This is a genomic window from Olleya sp. HaHaR_3_96 (assembly GCF_019278545.1).
In the GTDB taxonomy this organism is placed as follows: Bacteria; Bacteroidota; Bacteroidia; order Flavobacteriales; family Flavobacteriaceae; genus Olleya.
This window is the reverse complement of record NZ_CP058987.1, coordinates 2,378,782-2,400,088: the sequence shown is the minus strand read 5'-3', so window position 1 is coordinate 2,400,088 and position 21,307 is coordinate 2,378,782. Positions and strand designations below refer to the sequence as shown.

The following is a 21,307-nucleotide window of genomic DNA, read 5'->3' as shown; positions in this document are numbered from 1 at the left end:
TTATTAATCAAAATTGCTTTTAAGAAACGCTAAAGTTTCATCATTAGTAATCACTTCAGTATTCTCATACAAGAAACCAATAAACTGTTTTGTGCCATCATCATCAATTATCCAACGAATTTGGTCATTATTATAAGAAGCGTCTAAAATTGCATTGATTTGGTCTTCTTCAAAAAAGGAGATATAATCGTTTAAATATGCAATGGAATCATGCGTAATTCCAAAATTTGGAGAACTAATAAGCTTATTGATTATAGGCACATATTCATCAATTAATGCTGAACCTATTATTTCGCCTGAATCAACTTCAATAGCATAAATATCATCATCCACATTAATAATTATAACTTGATTATCATTAATATTTATCCAAAATCTAATGATATTTTCCTTAACAACTGTAAAACCTAAAAATTCATTTAACTTTTCAATAAAATAATCACCAAAAAATTGAGAAATACTTTTTTGTTTAAACTCTTCATAAGACTTAACTACAATAATATTAGGTTCACTATCAAATGCTTCTTTTAAACGTCCATCTTTAGCGCATACAAAAATGTATTTGTTTGGTATTTCGTTTAAATACTCTAAAACTGAAAAATAAATTAAGGCATCTTTAAACCCTTTGTCTGTATTGTCGCTACCTTCAAAAGGAGGCAGTTTATTAAAGGCTAACTCTTTTATTTTCAGTAATACATTATTATCTTTTATATCAATAACTTCAAATGAAAATTCTTCGTCTGTTACTAATTTTTCTATATAATCGTCAATACTAAAAGCATTAGTGTTATTTGTATCAACACCTAAAAGATTATGAAATGGATTTGCAACAAATTTATCTTTGTTACTTTTCAAGCTTTTACGTTTTTGCCTTTTTATTTCTTGTATTACAGTTTCTGGAATTACAATATCTGCAACTTCTGCAAATCGCATTAATTCGTTACGTCCACCAAAAAAATTATTTATTTCTGTGTTTCTTATTATGTTAGTATCAAAAACTACTTTTTCTTTCATACTAATTATTTTTGTTTTGATAGTATATAAAAAAACAGAATGACTCCAATAAGCCAAAGCCACCAAGGAATGCTATCTAAAAAACGTATTAAACCATCTAAAACACCTGTAACAACACCTCCTACAACACCTATGATTACAACTACTATTATTATAGCTCCTATTGCTTTTAATCCATCTTTCATAATTAATAATTTATATGTTGCTTATTTTACTTTTTAAACCCATTAACTCGAATTTCACCACGCATTAACTTTGGTAATAATACATCTCTGGTTTTGGTTAGGGATTGGATTTGTTGTGTGTTATTCTTTATTTTCTTAAAAAATGAATCAATTAATAATTGAAATTCTATTAAAACTTCTTCACTTGGGATAACAAAGTCAAGATTTTTTATCATCGTTGAATTAATAGCAGTTACAATTGAGGAAGTACTACCTAATGCATTGAAATCTAAATTTTGCAAATACAGATATATATATTCTGAGGTTAAGTAAGATCCTTCTTTTAACTTTAAATGCGCTATTGCTTCATTTGAAAGCATTTCTTCTGTGGTTATTGTTAGTTTACCAACAGTCATTTTAAAACTCAAAATAGTAGTATTTTCTGGAATGACAGGAATATTGAATTTATCAATAGCTTTATCAGTTAAATATTCAGATGTATTATCAATATAAATACCACAATTCCCAATATCTTTAATAGAAATCCACTTTTTACCAGTTGGTGTATTTGAAAACCATTCTGATTCTTTTCTAGGTGGTGTTCTTCCTATAGAAATATCAAATTCCTCTCCCAACTTCCCAACACGCCACCCATCAGGCATCACATCATCAATTTGGTATTTACCAAACCATTCTTTAAAAATAGTTTGTGCGGTTTGCTCTAAGGTGCTGTTTTGTGCACATAGGTTTTCTATTTTATCATTAAATGTATTTACTACTTTAGTAATAACTTTTTGTTCTATAATTGGAGGTAATGTTATCGTTAAATAAGAAATTGCATCAAAAGTAATTTGAGGAAATGTTCCTGATCTAGATTCTGCTATTTGATTAAACTCATTTACTTGTTTATCACTTGTTAATAAAGTAAATAAAAAATTTAAATCAATTAGCTCATTATGTTCAATAACCATGAATTTTGTAGAAACGACATAGTCTTCAGCATCAAAATCCACTCTTGCAAATCTTTTGTTTTTAGGTCTAATTTCACTAAATAGTATATCCCCTTTTTTAATAGCTTTTTTTGCTTGACCAGGAAGACCTGATTTAGACACATAATCTGAATGTAAAAACTTACCATCTAAAACATCTCCTGTATTTACAAATACCACATTCGATTTTTTTTCAAAATCAAACCTTCTAGACACATTATCACATACTTCACCTAAAGTAGTTATATTCCAACCATCAGGTAATTTATCATCTACACTACTCATAACTTAAACCCAATATTAGCTAGTTGTGTTTTAATCTCTTGGTTTAACGTTTCCTCTTCTTGCATTTGCGCTTTTAAGGTTGTGGTTAAGGCTTCCATTTTGTCTGAGAATGGGATACCATCGTCTTCTTCGTCTGGTATGCCCACGTAACGTCCTGGTGTAAGTACGTGCTTGTGTTTACGTATATCGTCTAGGGTTGCGGATTTGCAGTAGCCTTTTATATTATTATAGGCAGATTGCTTCGTGCCTCGCAATGACGTTTCGCTAGCAATGACAGTTTCACTTTGGGTTTGTTTACGCCAATCGTGATAGGTTTTTGTTATTTTTTGAATATCTCCTAAACCGTCTTCGTGGTAGTTTCCTTTTTTGGTGTCGTCATCACTATCTGAAAAATCACGATGTACGCGGTCTTTTAGATAGCCCATTTCTGAGGCATCAATAAATAAAACTTCGTTTGTTTTTGTTCGTCCTCTGCGTAAATACCAAATACATGCAGGTATACCTGTATTAAAAAACAGTTGTTTTGGTAAGGCTACAATACATTCTACCAAGCCAGCTTCTACTAAAGCTTTACGTATGTCGCCTTCGCCAGAGGTATTAGAACTTAAAGAGCCATTGGCTAAAACGGTTGCCATTACGCCACGTGGTGATAAATGGTAAAGCATGTGTTGCATCCAACCAAAATTGGCATTTCCATTTGGAGGCGGTCCATATTGCCAACGTGCATCGTCTTGTAAAATGTCTATTCCCCATTCTTTTTGGTTAAAAGGCGGATTGGCTATTACAAAATCGGCTTTTAAATCTGGGTGTGCGTCTTTTAAAAAAGAGCCTTCTGTGTTCCAAGACACAAATTTGGAGTTTATGTTACGTATGGCAAGGTTCATCCTGGACAGTTTCCATGTGGTTTGGTTGCTTTCTTGACCGTACACCGTAATGTCTTTAATGTTACCAGAATGTGCTGTTACAAATTTTTCTGACATGATAAACATACCACCAGAACCCGAAGCAGGATCGTAAATACGTCCTTTGTAAGGTTCTATCATTTCGACCATTAATTTTACAATGGCTTTTGGTGTGTAGAATTGCCCTCCTTTTTTACCTTCCGCATTGGCAAACTCGCCTAAAAAGTACTCGTACACACGACCAAATAAGTCTTTAGAGTTTTCGTTTTCGGCTTGTAACTCGGTATTAGATATTAAATCTATAAGCTCACCTAAAGCAGTTTTATCTAAATTGGCTTTACCATAAACTTGAGGTAATACGTTTTTTAGTTCTTTGTTTTCTTTTTCTACCGCTTCCATTGCTTCGTCAATAGTTTGCCCAATAATTGGCAATTTAGCTTCTGCTTGGATGTGCGACCAACGTGCTAGTTTAGGGACAAAAAAGGTGTTTTCTGCAATGTACTCGTCTCTGTCTTCTTCGTCAGAATAGTCGTCTTTTAGTAGTTTTTGGTACAACTCATCAAAAGATTCTGAAATGTATTTTAAAAAGATAAGCCCAAGTACGACGTGCTTGTACTCTGCTGCGTCAATATTTTTACGCAATTTATCTGCTGCTTTAAACAAATCTTGCTCAAAGGTGTTTTTGGTTTTAGCCATGTATCTATTATATAATATGTTGTGTGTTTAAAATGGTGTTTTTTAAGCACAATAATTTTAAAAAAACTTTGTAATCAATCAATACTTAGAGGGAGAGCTTAAATATAAGACCTTTGCAATAAACACAACCTGTTTTTTTTACATAAATAACAACTATTTGATTTAAAACAGATTACACTAATCCGGTGCACATTGCAAATTTTTGTTGTACGGTTTGATGTATTTCCAAAAGGCTTTACCCGCACTGTCTAAATAGTGTAACGAATAATTAAGCTTTGTGCTTGAACCTACTTGATAAAGATATTCTGTACAGCCATAAGCATACTCCTTTTTAAAACAGACTACTGCAAAATAGTAGGTTTGATAGTCTATTTGTTTACTATAAAATGTGACTTTAGATATTGCATCGCTTGTTGGACTGCTATAAGTGCTTCCATAATTATCTTTGGTTACTAAATCCATCATGTCTTCGCAGGATTGCGCGCTAGCAATTAAGTTGCTTAACGTAAATATTAGGGCGAATAAGAGCTTTTTCATGGTTAAATGTGTTAGTTATTAATATTAGTAATTGTAAACTTAACCCCTTAAAAAAAGAAAACCTTACGGTTTTCCGTAAGGCTTATAGATTATGTGTAAAATCAATACTTTTTTATACTAATCTTCGTCAAAAAAGAAGTCGTGTATTTTTATAATATCTCCTCTTCCTATTTGTACGAGATCACCAGTTGCTTTTAAAAATATTCCTAAAGAGCGTTCGTTATATAATAATTTCATTTCTGAAGAGTAATCCGTTACCACATACATGTCTCCAGTTAGTTTAAAAAATGGTATTACCAATTTACTTTTAACTTTCACGCCTTTATTAACGACTTTACCTGCTTTTAAAGTCGTTTCCAAGTTATCAATATTATTTTCTCCAGAAGATACTTTGACGTAAGCCACCATCATGCTTAACCATTCTGCATCATCAATTAAATACCAAGTAACTTTTTCAAAATCAATACCATATTCACTTATCCAACCACTACTAGTAAATCCAAAAAGCACTTGTTTTTTACCATCTAATTCTGGCTTATCTGCTGGTGTAAATTCTTGAATTTTAAACGATATTACAGATACAGCTGACATATCTTTTAATTTTTTACCATTAAAATCCAACGTTTGTAGCGAAAAACTTGTTAGTTCTGGTCTATTTGTTAAAACCCATTGCGTAGCTGTCAATTCTGCTTTTTCTTTCATTTGCTCGACTGCAGCGATACCTGCTCCAATGGCTAGAAGTCCACCGGCAACACCTGCAATTGCTTCTCCTTTATTTTGTCCGTAAGTTTGTTTTGGTAATACCATGATAAGTAGTAATACAATTAAAAGCGATCTTTTCATTTGTAAATAATTAGTTTAATAACGTACTCCTGTTTTAAGTCTGTTTTCGGCTTATTCCGACTTTAAGTGTCAAACATACCGTGTTAAAAAAAGAAAACCTTACGGTTTCCCGTAAGGCTTGTAGATTGTGTTATTTTATTTATGGTTTTAGTGGCTTTTCTTGTTTTAAAAAGTACTTGTTTTTTAAGATTACCTGTACCCATAGTTGCTTTTTAAACCAAACCTAACTGCTAAGACTAGTGTTTGCCCCGCGTTAAGGATGGAAATGGCATCCTTTTTTACGTAAGTTGGTGGTGTTGTGAAGCATGAGCAACGCCAAACCAACTAGTAAAAAAGATATAATGGACAGCCTGACGCACGTTTGCTACCAAAAGCAAACGTGGGTAACGCCCAAAATAGAATTAATCCCAAAATTGTTCGATTTCTTCTAGTGTTTTTCCTTTTGTTTCTGGTATAAATTTATAAGTCACGTAGACGATTATTAGTATAAAGGCGATGAATATAAAGTAGGGCAATGACCCGTTCCATGGGGCGCTATTATTAGTCTCGCTGCCCATAACCATTGGAAAGGATTGTGAGACCACATAGTTTGCGGCCCATTGTGCTGCAACTGCTACGGACATGGCTACACTACGGATTTTGTTTGGAAACATCTCTGATAATAAGACCCAAACGACTGGTCCCATAGATAGTGCAAACGAGGCGATAAAGATTAGCACGCCTATTAACGATAGCATCCCAACGCTTTCTTGTTGCAGTGTTACCCCTAGTAATAAAAACCCAACAATCATCCCGATTGACCCAATGTATAATAATGGTTTACGTCCAAATTTATCGACTGTAAACATGGCTACAAACGTAAATACTAAATTAACAAAGGCTAATAGTATTTGTTGCGCCAGGACGTCTTCTTTACCAAATCCTAAGGCTTTCTCGAATATATCGGCGCCATAATACATCACAGCATTGATCCCTGTAAATTGTTGTAGCATAGATAATACGGTACCTATGGCGATGATTACTAATATGGCTTTTGAGAAATAACTGACTTTTACGCCTGCATCCTCTTGATTTAACGATTTTTTGATTTGTAGTAACTCTTTTGAGGCGATATCGGCTTCGTTAATTTTTTCTAGTACCACTAAGGCTTCGTCGTCTTTTCCTTTTAAGGCCAACCAACGTGGGCTTTTTGGTACAAAAAATAATAGGACTAAAAACAAACCACTTGGTATTAATTCTGACCAGAACATACGACGCCATCCAAAAGCGATATTCTCCGTTTGTGTTAGGTTATTACCAATATAATAGGTGGCTAAAAACACGATAAAAAACCCGATAACTATGGCTAATTGGTAATAGGTTACCATACGCCCACGGATGTTTGAAGGTGCGATTTCGGCAATATACATGGGGGCGTTCATGGACGCGACTCCGATACCTAATCCTCCTAAAATTCTGAAAAAGACCAACATGCTTACCGACTGCGGAAACAACTCTGGTAAACCCGAACCGTAAGCGGATAATGTAAATAGTATCGCTGATATTATTAAAGACCATTTTCTTCCTATTTTAATACTTAAAGGTCCTGCAACAACAGCACCAACAAAACAACCTAAAAGGGCACTTCCAACTACCCAACCTTTTAAGGCTGAACTTAAATTAAAATGCTCTGTTAAGTAAAATTGTGCTCCGTTTATAACCCCTGTGTCATATCCAAATAGTAACCCTCCTAATGCCGAAACTGCAGCTATTAAAAGTAAAAAAATGCCTTTTTTCATGTAATTTAATTTTTAGTTAATACATCAATATACTATTAAAAAGTTGTGCCATTTATTAAAAATAGGCCCTGTATGGTTTTTGTATAGGTGTATTGTTGCCTTTTTTAAGCTATACTTGATAAACAGAGCATAAAACACATCTAAAACCTAGTTTTGTTGTGTTGTTTTTGATTGATTTTCTGCTGTTTTAAGGTGAAAAAAGGCCCTATATAAGGATGATAATAAGTCCTTTTTTTTATGAATAGTTTATGGTCCAATATGACTTATATCATTTTTAGACGACACCTTTTAATTTACCTTCGATACAAAATTTTTGTATAATGAATCTTCCAAAAGGCGTCTCTTCTTTTTTTATTGATATTGGCGAGTTGACCTTGTTTACTAAACGCTTTTTTAAAGCGGTGTTTACAAGACCTTTTGAAGGTAAGGAATTACTTAAACAATGTTACAGTATTGGTAACCGCTCCATTTTACTAGTAGCCGTTACTGGTTTTATTATTGGGCTAGTCATAACCATACAAACCAGACCGACTTTAGAGGAGTTTGGTGCCGAATCCTGGATGCCTTCCATGGTCAGTTTGGCTATTATTAGAGAAATTGGACCTGTTATTATTGCGCTAACGTTTGCTGGTAGAATTGCGTCTGGTATTGGTGCAGAATTAGGATCTATGCGCGTTACCGAACAGATTGATGCTATGGAAGTGTCGGGCACTAATCCGTTTAAGTTTTTAGTGGTCACTAGAATTTTGGCCGCCACGCTAATGTTACCTCTTTTAGTGCTTTTAGGTGATGCTATAGCGCTTTTTGGGTCTTTTATTATTGAAAACCTTAAAGGCGAAGTGTCCTTACTACTCTATTTTAATAAAGTCTTTAATGCCTTAGCATTTAGTGATTTGATTCCAGCGACGGTTAAAACGTTTTTCTTTGGTTTTGCGATTGCGTTAGTAGGGTGTTTTAAAGGCTATAATTGTAAAAAGGGCACTGTGGGTGTTGGTGCAGCAGCTAATTCGGCAGTCGTATTTTCGTCCATGTTATTATTTATTATTGATTTTATTGCCGTTTTTATTACTGATCTATTTTTTCATCTTTAAAACTATGGACACACCACATAACATAACACCTCCCTCAACCAGCACAACCGAAAGACCTGTAGTGCTAGAAATTACCGATTTAAGAAAAAGCTTTGGTGATAACCACGTTTTAAACGGTTTTAATTTAAAACTCTATGAAGGCGAAAACCTGGTGATTATGGGAAAATCGGGTTCCGGGAAATCGGTCATGATTAAATGTTTAGTTGGCTTATTACAAGCCGATTCTGGTACCATAAAAATTAGAGGACAAGAAATTAACACGTTAGACCAAAACGATTTAGATACGCTACATACCCAAATTGGGTTTCTATTTCAAGGGAGCGCCTTATACGATTCCATGACCGTTAGAGAGAATTTAGAATTCCCTTTACGTCGTCATAAATCCAAATTGGAAACCTCAGCAACTATTGACCAATTAGTAAAAGCAGCCTTGGAAAGTGTGGGCTTATTAAAAGCTATAGACCTTATGCCTTCGGAACTTTCTGGTGGGATGCAAAGACGTATCGCCTTAGCAAGAACCTTAATATTAAAACCAAAAATAATTTTGTACGACGAGCCCACTAGTGGTTTAGATCCCATAACCTCCAAAGAAATTATCGAGCTTATGCGACACGTACAACAGGAATACCAAACGTCATCTTTAATAATCACACATGATGTGGACTGTGCCCGCGTCGTCTCAGAACGGATTATTTTACTTGTTGATGGTGTTAATTATGCCGAAGGGACGTTTAAAGACTTATCGGCAGCCACAGACCAGCAAGTCAAAGCTTTTTTTAAGTAACGTAATACCGGTTAACAGATACTGAATGGGATAATAGGTTACAACACCAACCAGAGCATAATTATAAGTCACCCCAAAAGTTACCGCTAACTGACAACACATATAAGATATGAAACATACAAATAATCAAAAATTAAGATTAGGAGTCTTTGTTATATTAGGCGCTCTCATTTTTATCGTCGCGATCTATTTTATAGGGGAACGTAAAAACTTATTCGAAACGACATTTACCATACACTCAGATTTTAAAAATGTAAATGGACTAATGCTAGGTAATAACGTGCGCTATTCCGGAATTAATGTCGGTACTGTAAAGGCAATCGAAATGTTTAATGACTCCACCATACAAGTCTCCATGGCTATTGATCAAAAAATGATCACGCATTTAAAACAAGATGCCATTGCCACCATTGGCTCTGATGGTTTGGTAGGGAATATGATTGTAAATATTATTCCTGGTGCCGGTAACGCTGCAGTTATAACTTCTGGTGATCATATTAAATCGTATTCAAAAATTGGTACTGATGAGATGCTTAACACCTTAAATACCACCAATGAAAATGCCGCATTATTAACCTCTAAACTATTAAACATTACGGATGCGATTACCAAAGGTAAAGGCACTTTAGGCATGCTAATTAATGACACAATAACCGCTAACAATCTTAAACAAACCATCCAATATCTAAAATTAACCAGTCTAGAGGCTAATAAAACCATGACTAAAATTAATAGCATTATTGGCGCTGTTGATCTTAAAAATAGTGCTGCTGGTGTCTTACTTACTGATCCCGAACAAGGCGACAAAGTAAAAGACATGATTACTAACTTACACCAGTCTAGCGCCGATATTAAAACGGTTATTGATAATCTAAACGAAACAATTACCAGTTTTAAAGATAGCAATGGTGCTTTTAAATATATAACGGACGATAAGGAAGCGGTAGAAAGCCTAAAAGCGTCCATTAAAAATATAAATGAAGGGACGGACAAGTTTAATCAAAATATGGAGGCTTTAAAACATAATTTTTTAACCCGAGGTTATTTTAATAAGCTAGAACGCCAAGAGAAAAAAGCAGCAAAACAATTAGAAAAAGAAAATTAAATAGGAGTTATTATGACAATAGAACACTTAGAAGAGCGCGTATTAGATTATAAAAAATCTATTGAAATAGTTGTTGCTAAAAAAATGCTCTGGAAGACAACAACTAAAGATTTACTTGTAAATACACTATCAAGCATTGTTAACCAATACAGTATCGGTTGGAACATGCAACAATTACGTTGGATTAATAATAATGAAGCCGTAAATATTACGTTTGAGTCGTTTCCGACTGAGTTAATTAATAGTACAAATAAAATTCCTGCTTATCAATTTATTCCAGGAGCAGCCCTAGTCTTTTCACAATCGTATAATGGTGATGTTTTTGTCTTTATTTTATTTCCTATTGTCGAAAACATGCCGATTGAAAACAGTACCATCGATTTAGGCATACTAAGTCCAAAAGAAATTACCGAAAAACTAATTATAGAAAAAGTGGATGAGTTTTTAAAAGAGATGATTAAATGGGAAGTTCCTGCAATAAAAAACAAGCTAGGTTATTAGAAAATCACTTTATGAAATTTGCTAATCATAAAACAGCCCTCTCTATGTCATTCTAAACCATCAAAAACTATAATCATTTGCAAAACAACTTATTACACACATTAAATAGTATTAAAAAAAAATACAATAATGACCTAAATCATTGTTTACCTTCTTAAAGCTAAGTACATTTACAAAGTAATTTAGATGAATTTTAGGGAATTCAACATCTTAAATTACATGCTATTAATCAATAAAAAGCCAGAAAAAATCTGGCTTTTTACATATACTAAAAAATTCGTTTTTGTTTATTATTCTGATATATGTCATAGTTTAGAATATAGAATCGTCATACATTTAAACACTATAAAGATAACAAAATAATGATTTCGACTGGTTTACCCATAAATTTAATAAATTTCATCAGGTCCACATTAGATTTTTGTTATTATAAATACACCATATTCTTTTTTAGAAAACACACTATTTTAATCCACTCTAAAACAAGAATACTTTAAAGCTTGTTATCCCATTATTAGTTAAGTAAAATTTAAGATATTAAATAATTAAACCTAAACTATGACAAAAATATTATTACCTACAGACTTTTCAGATAATTCTTGGAATGCTATAAAATATGCACTTCAATTATATAAAAACGACACTTGTGTTTTCACCTTACTAAATACCTATACACCGCTTATCTATCAATACCAAGACATTAATGATAGTGTTTTTGAGATGGAGTTAATTGAAACGACCGCCAAGGCTTCCAAAGATAAATTAGAAACCCTAGTAGAAAAAATAGAACAAGAGTTTAACAACCCGATCCATACGTTTGCTCAGATATCCTCATTTAATACGTTAACAGACGAAATCAAATCCCTTTACAAGGCCAACGTTATGGACCTCATTGTTATGGGTACAAAAGGCGCGACTGGATTACAAGAAGTCTTATTCGGCTCTAATACTATTCATGTATTAAAACATGCCAAATGCCCAATTATCGCTGTACCTAGCGGTTTTGAATTTGAAACCCCTCGTGAGCTACTGTTTCCATCAGATTATCAAATAGATTTTCAGGACAAACAATTACAGCCCATCATAGATATTGCGACGTCGTATCAGTCTAGAATCAATATTTTGAATGTTAGATATCAAGAGGAATTGACAGAAGTGCAAAAGAAAAATCGAGACACACTAGAACACTACTTTACAAAAACAGCCCATTTGTTTCATGAGGTCCACAACCAAAATGTACCTGAAGCAATTACCACATTCCAATTAAAAACACCTATAAATTTATTGGTAATGATTAACAATAAGCACTCGTTTTTTGAAAACTTATTTTTTAAATCTAATATTAATCAAATAGGCTTCCATTTAACCATTCCTTTTTTAGTCATACCATCTACTTTTAAATAAAAAACCTTTATGAAACAATCTATTTTAATCCCTACAGACTTCTCAGATAACGCTTGGAGTGCCTTATTGTACACACTAAAATTATATAAAAATCAATCCTGCACTTTTTATTTACTGCATGCTTGGTCTGTAAAATCAAGTACCAGAACGTATATTACTTCCAACTATATTGATACTTTAAAAGCGGATGCTGAAAAACAATTATTTGAACTAAAAGATCAAGCGGATGCTATTGATGAATTATCTAAGCATACCTTCGAAATTATTTTTAGTACCGATAAACTTCAAGATGCTGTAAACGCTGCTGTCAAAAAACACCAGATAGATATGGTTTTTATGGGCACCAAAGGAGCTTCTAAATCTAAAGAGATCCTTTTTGGTAGCAATACCATTAATTTGATTAAACAAATGAAGCTTTGCCCAATACTAGTTGTTCCAGATGCGTTTGATTTTGTAGCTCCTAAAGAGATTGCATTTGCTACGGATTATAATCGCTTTTTTGGTGACGAATTACAACCATTAAAAGACATCTCTAAATTATACGATTCTAAAATCAAAGTGGTTCATATCTGTAAAGAAAAAACACTTACAGATGCACAAAACTATAATTTATCTATGTTACAAGTTAATCTAGGAGACTATCCACACAGCTTCCATTGGATGCCAAATGATGATAAAAAGACAGAAGAGATTTCTAAATTTATAAAAGAACAAAACATTGATATCCTAACCTTAATAAACTATCAACATAGTTTTATTGAGAACTTAATTAATGAGCCTATTATTAAAAACATTGTCGCCTACCCGTCTATACCGCTTTTAATAATACCAGCTTTAGGGTAAAACTCTGACTATTTATAAAAGATAAGGAAAAAAAAAAGAGCTAATTATTAGCTCTTTTTTTTGTGTTTTATACTTTAGATTTTGATTTTTAATAGTTACGCTCTAAAATCCAAACGTTTTTTACCTGTTAATTCTTCAATTTTAATAATAAATACAGCAGGCACATTATCTTTATAAATCTTACTAGAAAAGTCGCTGATAAAATTAGCTTTGCTATGCTCCTTCTCTAATATAATGTCTTTTATACCCAATGAGAATTTATGCAAATACGATTTAGCGTCACTCCCAAAATGCTGCTCGAAAACACCATGTACTAACACAGATTTCCAATCAGTAACAGAATCTACATCCGATACCAATAAAGAGACACTTGGGTTTTTACGCATCGCATTCATTTTATGACCATCTCCAGAATAACAAATAATAGCGCTATTTTCTTTATCATAAAAATAAGTAATAGGCACAACAAACGGTCTGCTGTTATAAATATAACCGATCTGACCTATATAATTGTTTTCTAAAATATAATCGATTTCTTTAGCTTCTAAATTTTTAAACATATTTAATTTATTTACTTAATAATGAATTAACTTTTTCTATAATTTGTCTCGTATAAACATTTACGTTGTCTAATCTGGACTCACCCGTAATGGCATCCACTTCTTGCATTTTATAATAGCCTTGACCAGATGTAGTAAGCACAATTACATTGTTTTGTTCCTTACCAATTTTATTAAAAAAATCAACAACAGTCATGGGTGGTTTCAAATTTTCCCAAGTATGTATAATTATTACTGCATTATAATTTTCTGGATCTATTGTTTGCAAGTCCTCGACATTAATTATTTTCATATAAATAGAATCCGACCTATAATGATTCACTATTTTTTTAGTAATAGCGTTTTTAAAAGGACTCCCCTGTGTCGCTATTACTATTTTTTGCTCATAACATGGTACATTAATTTCAAACGCATCAATTTGGCTCATGCCATACTTATAATTATACCATACTACAAATACTAAGAATACTATAAGGATTCCAGAAGCAAAAAATAATACTATTTTGGACTTTGTCATAAGTTAATCATTACATTGAAAAAAATACAAAAATTTATAAAAAATTACCATCTCCATCCAATTTAACTTTAATGCGCTTATCTCCATTAGTTAAAGTGATTTTATATTTTTTCTTAGCAATTTTATCTTCCGTGTAATTAACTAAATAAACATCTTTTTCTATTCCCCATTTTGGAAACCTTTTTATAATAGAAAATAATATAGGCGCAGGTAAATCTACATCTTTATATTTTTCAGCGGTTCTTAAAATTTTACCGTCGCTATCATAAGTCGCCAATATTTTTCCTTGTGGTATAATAAAATACACATCATAAAACTCATACTCGTCCGCATAAATATCCAATGTTTTAACATCAAAATTAGCCGCACTTATTTGAAGTTGATCTGCTTCAATAGGCATATCGGCAGCATCTGTACTACTCAAATATTTATAATTATTTACTAATACAACCTCATCTAATTCAATAGGCGTAGGATCTTGTCCATACATTTGGATGGTTAAACCAAAAACAAATAAACCAATCATTACTTTTTTCATTGTATAAAAATTTTAGCATTAATATTCTAATAAAAGTATTAATACCATTTGAAGAAATCAATGACATAGGTCAGTAAACACTTAAACTGTTGTTTTTAATTCTATTACAGTAATTTCAGGTCGCATCCCAATTCTGCCAGGAAAACCCAACCAACCTAAACCACGGTTAACATAAAGGTATTGTGCGTTAATTTGGTATAACCCTGCCCAATGTTTGTATTTATATTTAATCGGGCTCCATTCTTTTTTTCTGATTTTAATTCCGGCTTGCATCCCATGCGTATGCCCAGCTAGCGTCAAGGCAATATCTGTTTTAAGAATCACTTCTTCTGTCCAATGCGTAGGATCATGAGAAAGCAACAACTTAAAAGGAACAGCGTCTACATCGGTTAACGCTTTTTGTAAATCGCCGTATTGCTTAAATGGTGGTTTCCCCCAGTTTTCTATTCCAATAATGGCCATTTTAGAATTATCACGTTCAATTATATCTGCTTCGTTTAATAAAAGCTTAAAATTAATGGTCTTAAAAAACTGTTTTATAGTGTCAAAATTAGCTGCTTTTTCCTGTTTGGTAGGCCACATGCTGTAATCTCCATAATCATGATTTCCTAAAATAGCATATTTACCTTGTGTTGCTTTTAGTTGTCCTAAGGTATTTTCCCAACCCTCTAGTTCCCAAGCATAATTATTAACCAAATCGCCTGTAAAGCATATAAAATCAGGTGTCTCATGGTTTATTTTTTTGACTGCCTTATCTAAAAGATGGTACCGGTAATTAAAGCTACCGATGTGTAAATCGGAAATCTGTATAATTTTAGTACCGTTAAATGCTTTGGGTAAGTGTTTTGACGTTACGGTAACATGATGTACTTTAAAATGATATGCCGATTTAAAAATAGCATAAGCAATAACAAAAAAAGGCAAAAATCCAGCAATCAAACCTATTAAAGGAATGATAATAAGCGATTGTTTTTCTGAGATGATATAGTTTGAATAATACAGTATAGAAATAACAATCACAAAAATTATTTTAGGAATAAAAGATGAGACTGTAAGCCCATATAACGAAGAAATAAGGCGTTGCTTCTTCTTTATAGCAACATGATCCAATCTTATTTTTAATAGTATAATGGCAGCAATTAAACCAATTGTAAACAGCCAAAACACGACATTTATAACGGTTCGTAAAACTGTAGACGAGAGCAACATCGTTATAGATTGTAACCAATAAAAGGCTAAAGCATCAATAACTAAAATAGCGAAACATAACAGTAATATTTTGAAAATGGAATGGCTACGCATGCGACTTTTGTATCTTTTAAAAGTTTTAAACTGTTATTTTTTAATCTCTATTTCAGGTATTTTAATAAGTTCCACCGTTGCAGAAGCTAAAATAACTTTACCATTGGTCGCTTCAATAGCTTTTCTAATCATATCGTTTAAAAGATGTTTGGTCACTCTCCTTTTTTTATAATCAACGATATACCGCAAATTAAATTGAATCCAATTGTCTGTTAACGTTGTTGCTAACGTCGGTTCTACCATAGCATCTTCCACATAATATTTAGACACGACTTCTGTCCATTTTTCTTTTGACGCTTTTGTGTATTCGGCAAGTGTTGCTGTTGCCGCGCCAATAATGATGCTTTTAGCCAATTCGATATCAGAACCATAACGGATTGGCAAATTAAACTCGTCCCAAATAAAAGGAAAATCTTTAGAGTAGTTATATACCGGTCCTTTAAACACAAAGGCGTTACTTAGTTTTACAATCCGGCCTGTATAATTATCGCTTTCCACCCATTGTCCAATTTCCATCATAGTCGTGTAAATACTATCCACATCAATAACATCGCCTTTAATACCGTTAATCTCTATACGATCGCCAGGCTCATACACTTTTACGATAAAAATATACACAGAACCTGCAATACTTAAAATTAACTCTTGTAATGTAAATGCTAAACCTGCAGACAGCAAACCCAAAGTTACCGTAAAGTCTTTTATACTGCCTGTAAAGTATAAAATAGTGATAACGCCAAGTACAAAATAGCCTAGTAATTCTACTCCTTTTTGTGACTTATATCTTACCGAAGTATTGGCGATGTTTCGTTTTAAAAAACGTCTAATAAATTGCACACATAACAATACACACAACACTATTACACTATATTTTAAAATACTTTTTACAAGCGGATAGTCTTGAAAGAATTGTTGTATGGTGTCCATTATTTAATATTATATGACCTATAAATCTTCGTAAAGCCTTAATTTATTATTAAGTGATGTTATTTCGCTTTGTAAGTTTTCGACTCGCTTTAATAAATTATAGACAGCGTCTAAACCTTCTAAATTGATGTTTAAATCATAATGCAAACGCATCATTTTTTCAACTTCATTAATTTGCGTTATTTTGATATATTCCTCTTGCTCAGAAATGACAACTTCTATTAGTTCATAATCTTGTAAATCGTTAATAAACGTAGTGGGCACATTATAATGCGTGCAAAAAGTGGTTATAGAAATTAAATCTGTTACTTCCATAATTATCTTAGTTTTTGAAGTTCTGTAAATAATTCTTTCTCTTTATCCGTCAGTTTTGTCGGCGTTTTTATCTGGTAAGTGATATACAAATCTCCAAATTGCCCTGCTTTTTTATACTTAGGAAACCCTTTGCCTTTCAACTTAACTTTCGTTCCGTTTTGAGTTTCTGGTTTAATCGTTAATTTCACCTTTCCTGTAAAAGTATCCACCATTAAATCGCCTCCCAATAGTGCTGTGTATAAATCTAAATCTACAGTCGCATACAGGTTGTCTTTATCTCTTTTGAATTTTGTGTTATTAGTAATTGAAAACTGAATTAATAAATCACCATTAGGACCATTATTTGTTCCTTTGCCACCATACCCTTTAATCTTAATGGTTTGTCCATTTTCTACTCCTGCAGGAATGGTAATTCTGATGTTTTTATTATTTACAGTTAGTGTACGTTTATGATCTTCGTACACCTCTTTTAAATCCAACTGAAGCTCGGCATTAAAATCTTGACCTCTAAATCTTGAGGTACGTTGCCCTCCAGACGCCTGACCGCCAAACATGTTACCGAAGATATCTTCAAAATCATGTTGACTATAGCCACCTGCTTGACCAGATTGACCTTGATACGCGCGTTGTTGCTGCTGCTGTTGACGTTTTGATTGCTCATAAGCTTCAGAGTTTTGCCAATGCTCTCCATACTGATCGTATTTTTTACGATTTTCAGGATTACTCAATACTTCATTCGCCTCATTAATCTCCTTAAACTTCTTTTCTGCTTCTTTATCATTAGGGTTTAAATCCGGATGATGCTTACGCGCCAATTTTCTGTAGGCTTTTTTTATATCTTTTTCTGACGCTGTTTTGGAGATACCCAACGTTTTATAATAATCTACAACTGCCATTTATTTTAATTTTTTATTTTCTATGTGGTGTTTTAATTCTTGTTTTAAAGTCTCCAAATAATCTTGCAAAGCTGCAAGATCAATATGTGGATGCTCCTCTGAAGGAATGGTTACGGGTTCTTCTAACAAAAAGGTATATAGTTCTGGGTAATTGGTTTCTATATTGGTTGTTAATTGTGTAATCTCTGTAAGTAACTCTTGCTTTGTTTTCATACCTGGTTTTATTAGTAACACTAAATTTACTCATAAATTCAATAGGTTTAACTGATTAATATCAGTTTAAAACGTTTATTTATTCGTTAATTATTTTACCATCTTCCATGGTAATAATCCGGTCGGTACGTTTTGCAAAATCTTCATCATGAGTGACGATTAACAACGATAGATTTTCTTCTACACTTAACTTTTTAAAGATATTAAACACATTGTCTGCATTATGACTATCTAAATTCCCTGTAGGCTCGTCCCCCATAATTATTGAAGGATTATTTATAAGTGCTCTAGCAATAGCGACACGTTGTTTTTCGCCTCCCGAAACTTGAGATGCGCGCTTGTGTGCTAAATGTTCAATATTTAATATTCTTAATTTTTCAAGCGCCTCTTTTTCAATAACTTTAACGCTTTTTTCGCCTAACTTTTTAGCCGGCAGCATGACATTTTCCAATACGGTAAATTCAGAAAGCAAATAATGAAACTGAAATACAAAACCAATATGTTTATTTCTAATAACGGTTAGCTTTTGTCTGCTATCCCCACTGATTAAATCGTTATTCAAATACAACTCACCCTCATATTCTGTGTCCATTGTAGACAAAATGTACAATAGTGTAGATTTCCCACAACCAGATTTGCCCATTATGGAGACAAACTCACCTTTATTAATTTTAAAACTAATATCCTTCAGCACATGAAAAGGCACTGGCTTTTTAAAATATTTGTTTATATTTTTTGCTTCTAAAACGGTCTCCATTATTGTCCTCTTATTATTCTTACTGGGTCTATTTTTTTGGCTTTAAGAGCAGGCAAATAGCCCGCAAAAAAAGTTGAGATAATTGCAAACGAAAAACCTATAACATAATACCAAATACTAAAATCTATGGGATACGTCTCTACTTTTGCTAATGCGTCCGTTTTAAACGGAATGGTGCTAATTATATTAGTAAAAATTAAACCAATTAACAGTCCTAAAAGTCCACCAACCACTCCAATAATTAGGGCTTGACTCATAAAAATATACTGCACATCATTACCCGAAAAACCGACCGCTTTTAAAATGGCAATGTCATTCATTTTCTCGTAAATAAGCATACTTAAAATGTTGTACACTCCAAAACCTGCAACAATCAATAACGCGATAGAAACGGCATAGGTAATAAGGTTTCTGACATCTGTACCAGTTTCAAACTGTGCATTGGCCGTTTTAATATCTATTGCAGTTACATTAAATTGTTGTGCTATTTTTTTAGATAATGGCAGTGCCTTTTCAATATCATAAAGCTTCACATTAATATCGGTGATGTAATTTTGTGCTTCCCCTAAAATACGTTGTACTGTTTTTAAATTAACAAAACTTTGAATCGCATCAATATCCGAAATGCCACTTTGATAAAGGCCAACGATTTTTAAAGGAAACACATCACCTCTTATTGTACTGATCTGAATGCGATCCCCAACCGATAATGCCATTTTTTTAGCAATACCCGATCCTAATAAAATACCGTTTTCCGTGTTTTTAAGCTTCTCTGGCGACCCTTCAATAATATAATCTCTAAAATTGAATAATTTAGCTTCCTCAATAGGCTGTATTCCTGTTAAATTACCAGCTATTTCAATAGAACCAGCGATATAAAATATTTGTGTTTTTATTTGCGGAATCGCTCCTTTTACGGCCTCATTTTTATTTAAAAAGTTTATAATAGGTAGCGCATTATGGATTTTTTTCTGACTTAACTTTGGCTTGATAGAATGCACCACATTTAAGCTGTTTTTAAAAGCTTCGTAAAGAGCTACAGGTTGCTGTTTTGAAGGTTCAATCTCATTATACACATGAATATGTGGCGTTTGATTTAAAATTAAATCGTCTAACATATTATTTAAACCTGTCATAAAACTAACCAAAGTAATATAGGCACCAATACCAAAAGTGACACCCAATGCAGCAATAGCAGTAGACTTAAACTTAGTTAACAATTGCTTTTTTGCAATATCTAATATGACGGGCCAGTTTACCATTATTCAGGTTTATAGATATACATGTCTTTGGTAATTCCGTCTAAAACTTCAATAAACTCCATATCCCCTAATCCGGTAGTTATAGTTACTATCCCATTATCCGTTTGGACTTGATTACTACCAATGATATAGCTTTTAGGAATGGTTAACACATTTTGTTTTTTAGAAATTATAATATTTGCTTCGCCAGATAATCCGGGATACAATATGTCCGGAGGATTTACAAAAACAGCTTCGACTTTAAACGTTTGATTCCGCTCGTCTTTTTTAGGATAAATCTTAGAGACTTTTCCTTCTAATACTTTACCGTTATACGCATCCAAAGTAATTAAAACCTGTTGCTTTTTTATAATTTTGACAATGTCCACCTCATCCACCAACATTTCAATAATAAAAGTAGAGGCACTTCCAATGGCTGCCACAGGATCCATCGTATTTACTAACTCGCCTGACGCTTTGTAAAGCGCATAAACCTTCCCGTTTACAGCACTTTTTACTGTAAAATCTTTAGTGCTAATTAAAGACGTTTGATAGGTGTTTTGTGCTTGCTTAACATTGGTGTTTAACTGATTTTTAGTTTGATTATACTTATTTTTAAGTAACGTCAAATTATTTTTAGCTAACTGATAATTTAGTTGTTTGTTATCAAAATCTGCTTTAGAGCCTATGTTCTGTATCCAAAGATTTTGTTGTCTAAAAAAGTTAATCGAGTCATTTTTGCACTTCAAATTAGCCGCTTCAATTTCATCTGCAATTCCAGACAAAATAGCCGCACTTCCGTTATAATTATTTTTCGCTAAATCCAAAGACAACTTTGCATTTTGTGTATTTAAAACAGGCGTATTATTTATAATTTGAGATATGGCTTGCCCTTTTGTAACCAAATCGCCTTCTTCTATTAAATTTTGATCTAAAATACCAGCAACAACAGCATAAGCTTGATATAAACTATCAGGCTGTATGGTCACAGAAGTATATACAGACTGGGTTAAATCCTGTATTGTAGGTCTAATTTTTTCTTGCGTATTAGAACATGAGTAAAAAAGTACAAAACAACTAAGGCCTATCAAATATTTCATACGCA

General features: G+C 32.9%; 24 protein-coding genes. 6 read left to right on the top strand and 18 right to left on the bottom strand.

What is annotated here, in order from left to right; genetic code table 11:
- Window positions 1-3: 3 nt before the first annotated feature.
- From H0I26_RS10585 to H0I26_RS10555, 7 genes are all read right to left on the bottom strand, one after another.
- Window positions 4-1,014: a PIN domain-containing protein gene (locus H0I26_RS10585; protein WP_218698327.1), complete on the bottom strand. Its 1,011-nt coding sequence runs from the start codon at window positions 1,012-1,014 to the stop codon at window positions 4-6.
- A 5-nt stretch (window positions 1,015-1,019) separates the two neighbouring features.
- Entirely contained in the window at window positions 1,020-1,199 is a 180-nt protein-coding gene (locus tag H0I26_RS10580; protein WP_218698325.1) for a hypothetical protein, read from the bottom strand.
- Between the two features lie 26 nt (window positions 1,200-1,225).
- A complete protein-coding gene (locus H0I26_RS10575) occupies window positions 1,226-2,452 on the bottom strand; it encodes a restriction endonuclease subunit S (protein ID WP_218698324.1) in 1,227 nt (408 codons plus the stop codon).
- Window positions 2,449-4,050, bottom strand: coding sequence for a type I restriction-modification system subunit M (locus H0I26_RS10570; RefSeq protein WP_218698322.1), 1,602 nt, complete (start codon window positions 4,048-4,050; stop codon window positions 2,449-2,451). The genes H0I26_RS10575 and H0I26_RS10570 overlap by 4 nt, the downstream gene beginning before the upstream one ends.
- Before the next feature lie 177 nt (window positions 4,051-4,227).
- Window positions 4,228-4,587 carry a hypothetical protein gene (locus H0I26_RS10565; protein ID WP_218698312.1) on the bottom strand — a complete coding sequence of 120 codons (360 nt, stop codon included), beginning with the start codon at window positions 4,585-4,587 and terminating at the stop codon, window positions 4,228-4,230.
- A gap of 117 nt (window positions 4,588-4,704) precedes the next feature.
- The gene (locus H0I26_RS10560) at window positions 4,705-5,430 is read right to left on the bottom strand and encodes a hypothetical protein (RefSeq protein WP_218698311.1); all 726 of its coding nucleotides are present in this window, start codon (window positions 5,428-5,430) and stop codon (window positions 4,705-4,707) included.
- A gap of 401 nt (window positions 5,431-5,831) precedes the next feature.
- Window positions 5,832-7,208 carry a sugar porter family MFS transporter gene (locus tag H0I26_RS10555; RefSeq protein ID WP_218698309.1) on the bottom strand — a complete coding sequence of 459 codons (1,377 nt, stop codon included), beginning with the start codon at window positions 7,206-7,208 and terminating at the stop codon, window positions 5,832-5,834.
- A gap of 320 nt (window positions 7,209-7,528) precedes the next feature.
- Here H0I26_RS10555 and H0I26_RS10550 point away from each other — a divergent pair, with 320 nt between their 5' ends.
- From H0I26_RS10550 to H0I26_RS10525, 6 genes are all read left to right on the top strand, one after another.
- On the top strand, window positions 7,529-8,299 hold the full coding sequence (locus H0I26_RS10550) for an MlaE family ABC transporter permease (protein WP_218698299.1): 771 nt from the start codon (window positions 7,529-7,531) through the stop codon (window positions 8,297-8,299).
- 4 nt (window positions 8,300-8,303) lie between these two features.
- Window positions 8,304-9,083, top strand: coding sequence for an ABC transporter ATP-binding protein (locus H0I26_RS10545; RefSeq protein ID WP_218698297.1), 780 nt, complete (start codon window positions 8,304-8,306; stop codon window positions 9,081-9,083).
- Window positions 9,084-9,192: 109 nt separating this feature from the next.
- The gene (locus H0I26_RS10540) at window positions 9,193-10,188 is read left to right on the top strand and encodes an MlaD family protein (RefSeq protein ID WP_218698280.1); all 996 of its coding nucleotides are present in this window, start codon (window positions 9,193-9,195) and stop codon (window positions 10,186-10,188) included.
- A 12-nt stretch (window positions 10,189-10,200) separates the two neighbouring features.
- The gene (locus tag H0I26_RS10535) at window positions 10,201-10,689 is read left to right on the top strand and encodes a hypothetical protein (protein WP_218698260.1); all 489 of its coding nucleotides are present in this window, start codon (window positions 10,201-10,203) and stop codon (window positions 10,687-10,689) included.
- Window positions 10,690-11,247: 558 nt separating this feature from the next.
- Window positions 11,248-12,093 (top strand): universal stress protein, encoded by an 846-nt coding sequence (locus tag H0I26_RS10530; protein WP_218698259.1) that lies wholly within the window; start codon window positions 11,248-11,250, stop codon window positions 12,091-12,093.
- A 9-nt stretch (window positions 12,094-12,102) separates the two neighbouring features.
- Window positions 12,103-12,936, top strand: coding sequence for a universal stress protein (locus H0I26_RS10525; protein ID WP_218698247.1), 834 nt, complete (start codon window positions 12,103-12,105; stop codon window positions 12,934-12,936).
- Between the two features lie 95 nt (window positions 12,937-13,031).
- Here H0I26_RS10525 and H0I26_RS10520 read toward each other — a convergent pair whose 3' ends face one another.
- The 11 genes from H0I26_RS10520 to H0I26_RS10470 form a co-directional block, all read right to left on the bottom strand.
- On the bottom strand, window positions 13,032-13,496 hold the full coding sequence (locus H0I26_RS10520; RefSeq protein WP_218698245.1) for a pyridoxamine 5'-phosphate oxidase family protein: 465 nt from the start codon (window positions 13,494-13,496) through the stop codon (window positions 13,032-13,034).
- Window positions 13,497-13,503: 7 nt separating this feature from the next.
- Window positions 13,504-14,013: a hypothetical protein gene (locus H0I26_RS10515; RefSeq protein ID WP_218698243.1), complete on the bottom strand. Its 510-nt coding sequence runs from the start codon at window positions 14,011-14,013 to the stop codon at window positions 13,504-13,506.
- Window positions 14,014-14,047: 34 nt separating this feature from the next.
- Complete coding sequence (locus H0I26_RS10510; RefSeq protein ID WP_218698241.1) at window positions 14,048-14,551, bottom strand: nicotinate-nucleotide adenylyltransferase; 504 nt, start codon at window positions 14,549-14,551, stop codon at window positions 14,048-14,050.
- 81 nt (window positions 14,552-14,632) lie between these two features.
- Entirely contained in the window at window positions 14,633-15,853 is a 1,221-nt protein-coding gene (locus tag H0I26_RS10505) for a metallophosphoesterase (protein WP_218698233.1), read from the bottom strand.
- A 33-nt stretch (window positions 15,854-15,886) separates the two neighbouring features.
- Window positions 15,887-16,780 (bottom strand): mechanosensitive ion channel family protein, encoded by an 894-nt coding sequence (locus H0I26_RS10500; RefSeq protein WP_218698231.1) that lies wholly within the window; start codon window positions 16,778-16,780, stop codon window positions 15,887-15,889.
- Between the two features lie 18 nt (window positions 16,781-16,798).
- Window positions 16,799-17,095, bottom strand: a complete 297-nt coding sequence (locus H0I26_RS10495; protein ID WP_218698229.1) for a chaperone modulator CbpM — start codon at window positions 17,093-17,095, stop codon at window positions 16,799-16,801.
- A 2-nt stretch (window positions 17,096-17,097) separates the two neighbouring features.
- On the bottom strand, window positions 17,098-17,991 hold the full coding sequence (locus tag H0I26_RS10490; RefSeq protein ID WP_218698220.1) for a DnaJ C-terminal domain-containing protein: 894 nt from the start codon (window positions 17,989-17,991) through the stop codon (window positions 17,098-17,100).
- Window positions 17,992-18,204 (bottom strand): hypothetical protein, encoded by a 213-nt coding sequence (locus H0I26_RS10485; protein ID WP_101018227.1) that lies wholly within the window; start codon window positions 18,202-18,204, stop codon window positions 17,992-17,994.
- A 79-nt stretch (window positions 18,205-18,283) separates the two neighbouring features.
- Window positions 18,284-18,961 carry an ABC transporter ATP-binding protein gene (locus H0I26_RS10480; RefSeq protein ID WP_218698210.1) on the bottom strand — a complete coding sequence of 226 codons (678 nt, stop codon included), beginning with the start codon at window positions 18,959-18,961 and terminating at the stop codon, window positions 18,284-18,286.
- On the bottom strand, window positions 18,961-20,223 hold the full coding sequence (locus H0I26_RS10475; protein WP_218698208.1) for an ABC transporter permease: 1,263 nt from the start codon (window positions 20,221-20,223) through the stop codon (window positions 18,961-18,963). Before H0I26_RS10475 ends, H0I26_RS10480 begins: the two co-directional genes overlap by 1 nt.
- Window positions 20,223-21,302: an efflux RND transporter periplasmic adaptor subunit gene (locus tag H0I26_RS10470; protein WP_218698207.1), complete on the bottom strand. Its 1,080-nt coding sequence runs from the start codon at window positions 21,300-21,302 to the stop codon at window positions 20,223-20,225. The genes H0I26_RS10475 and H0I26_RS10470 overlap by 1 nt, the downstream gene beginning before the upstream one ends.
- Between the last annotated feature and the right edge of the window lie 5 nt (window positions 21,303-21,307).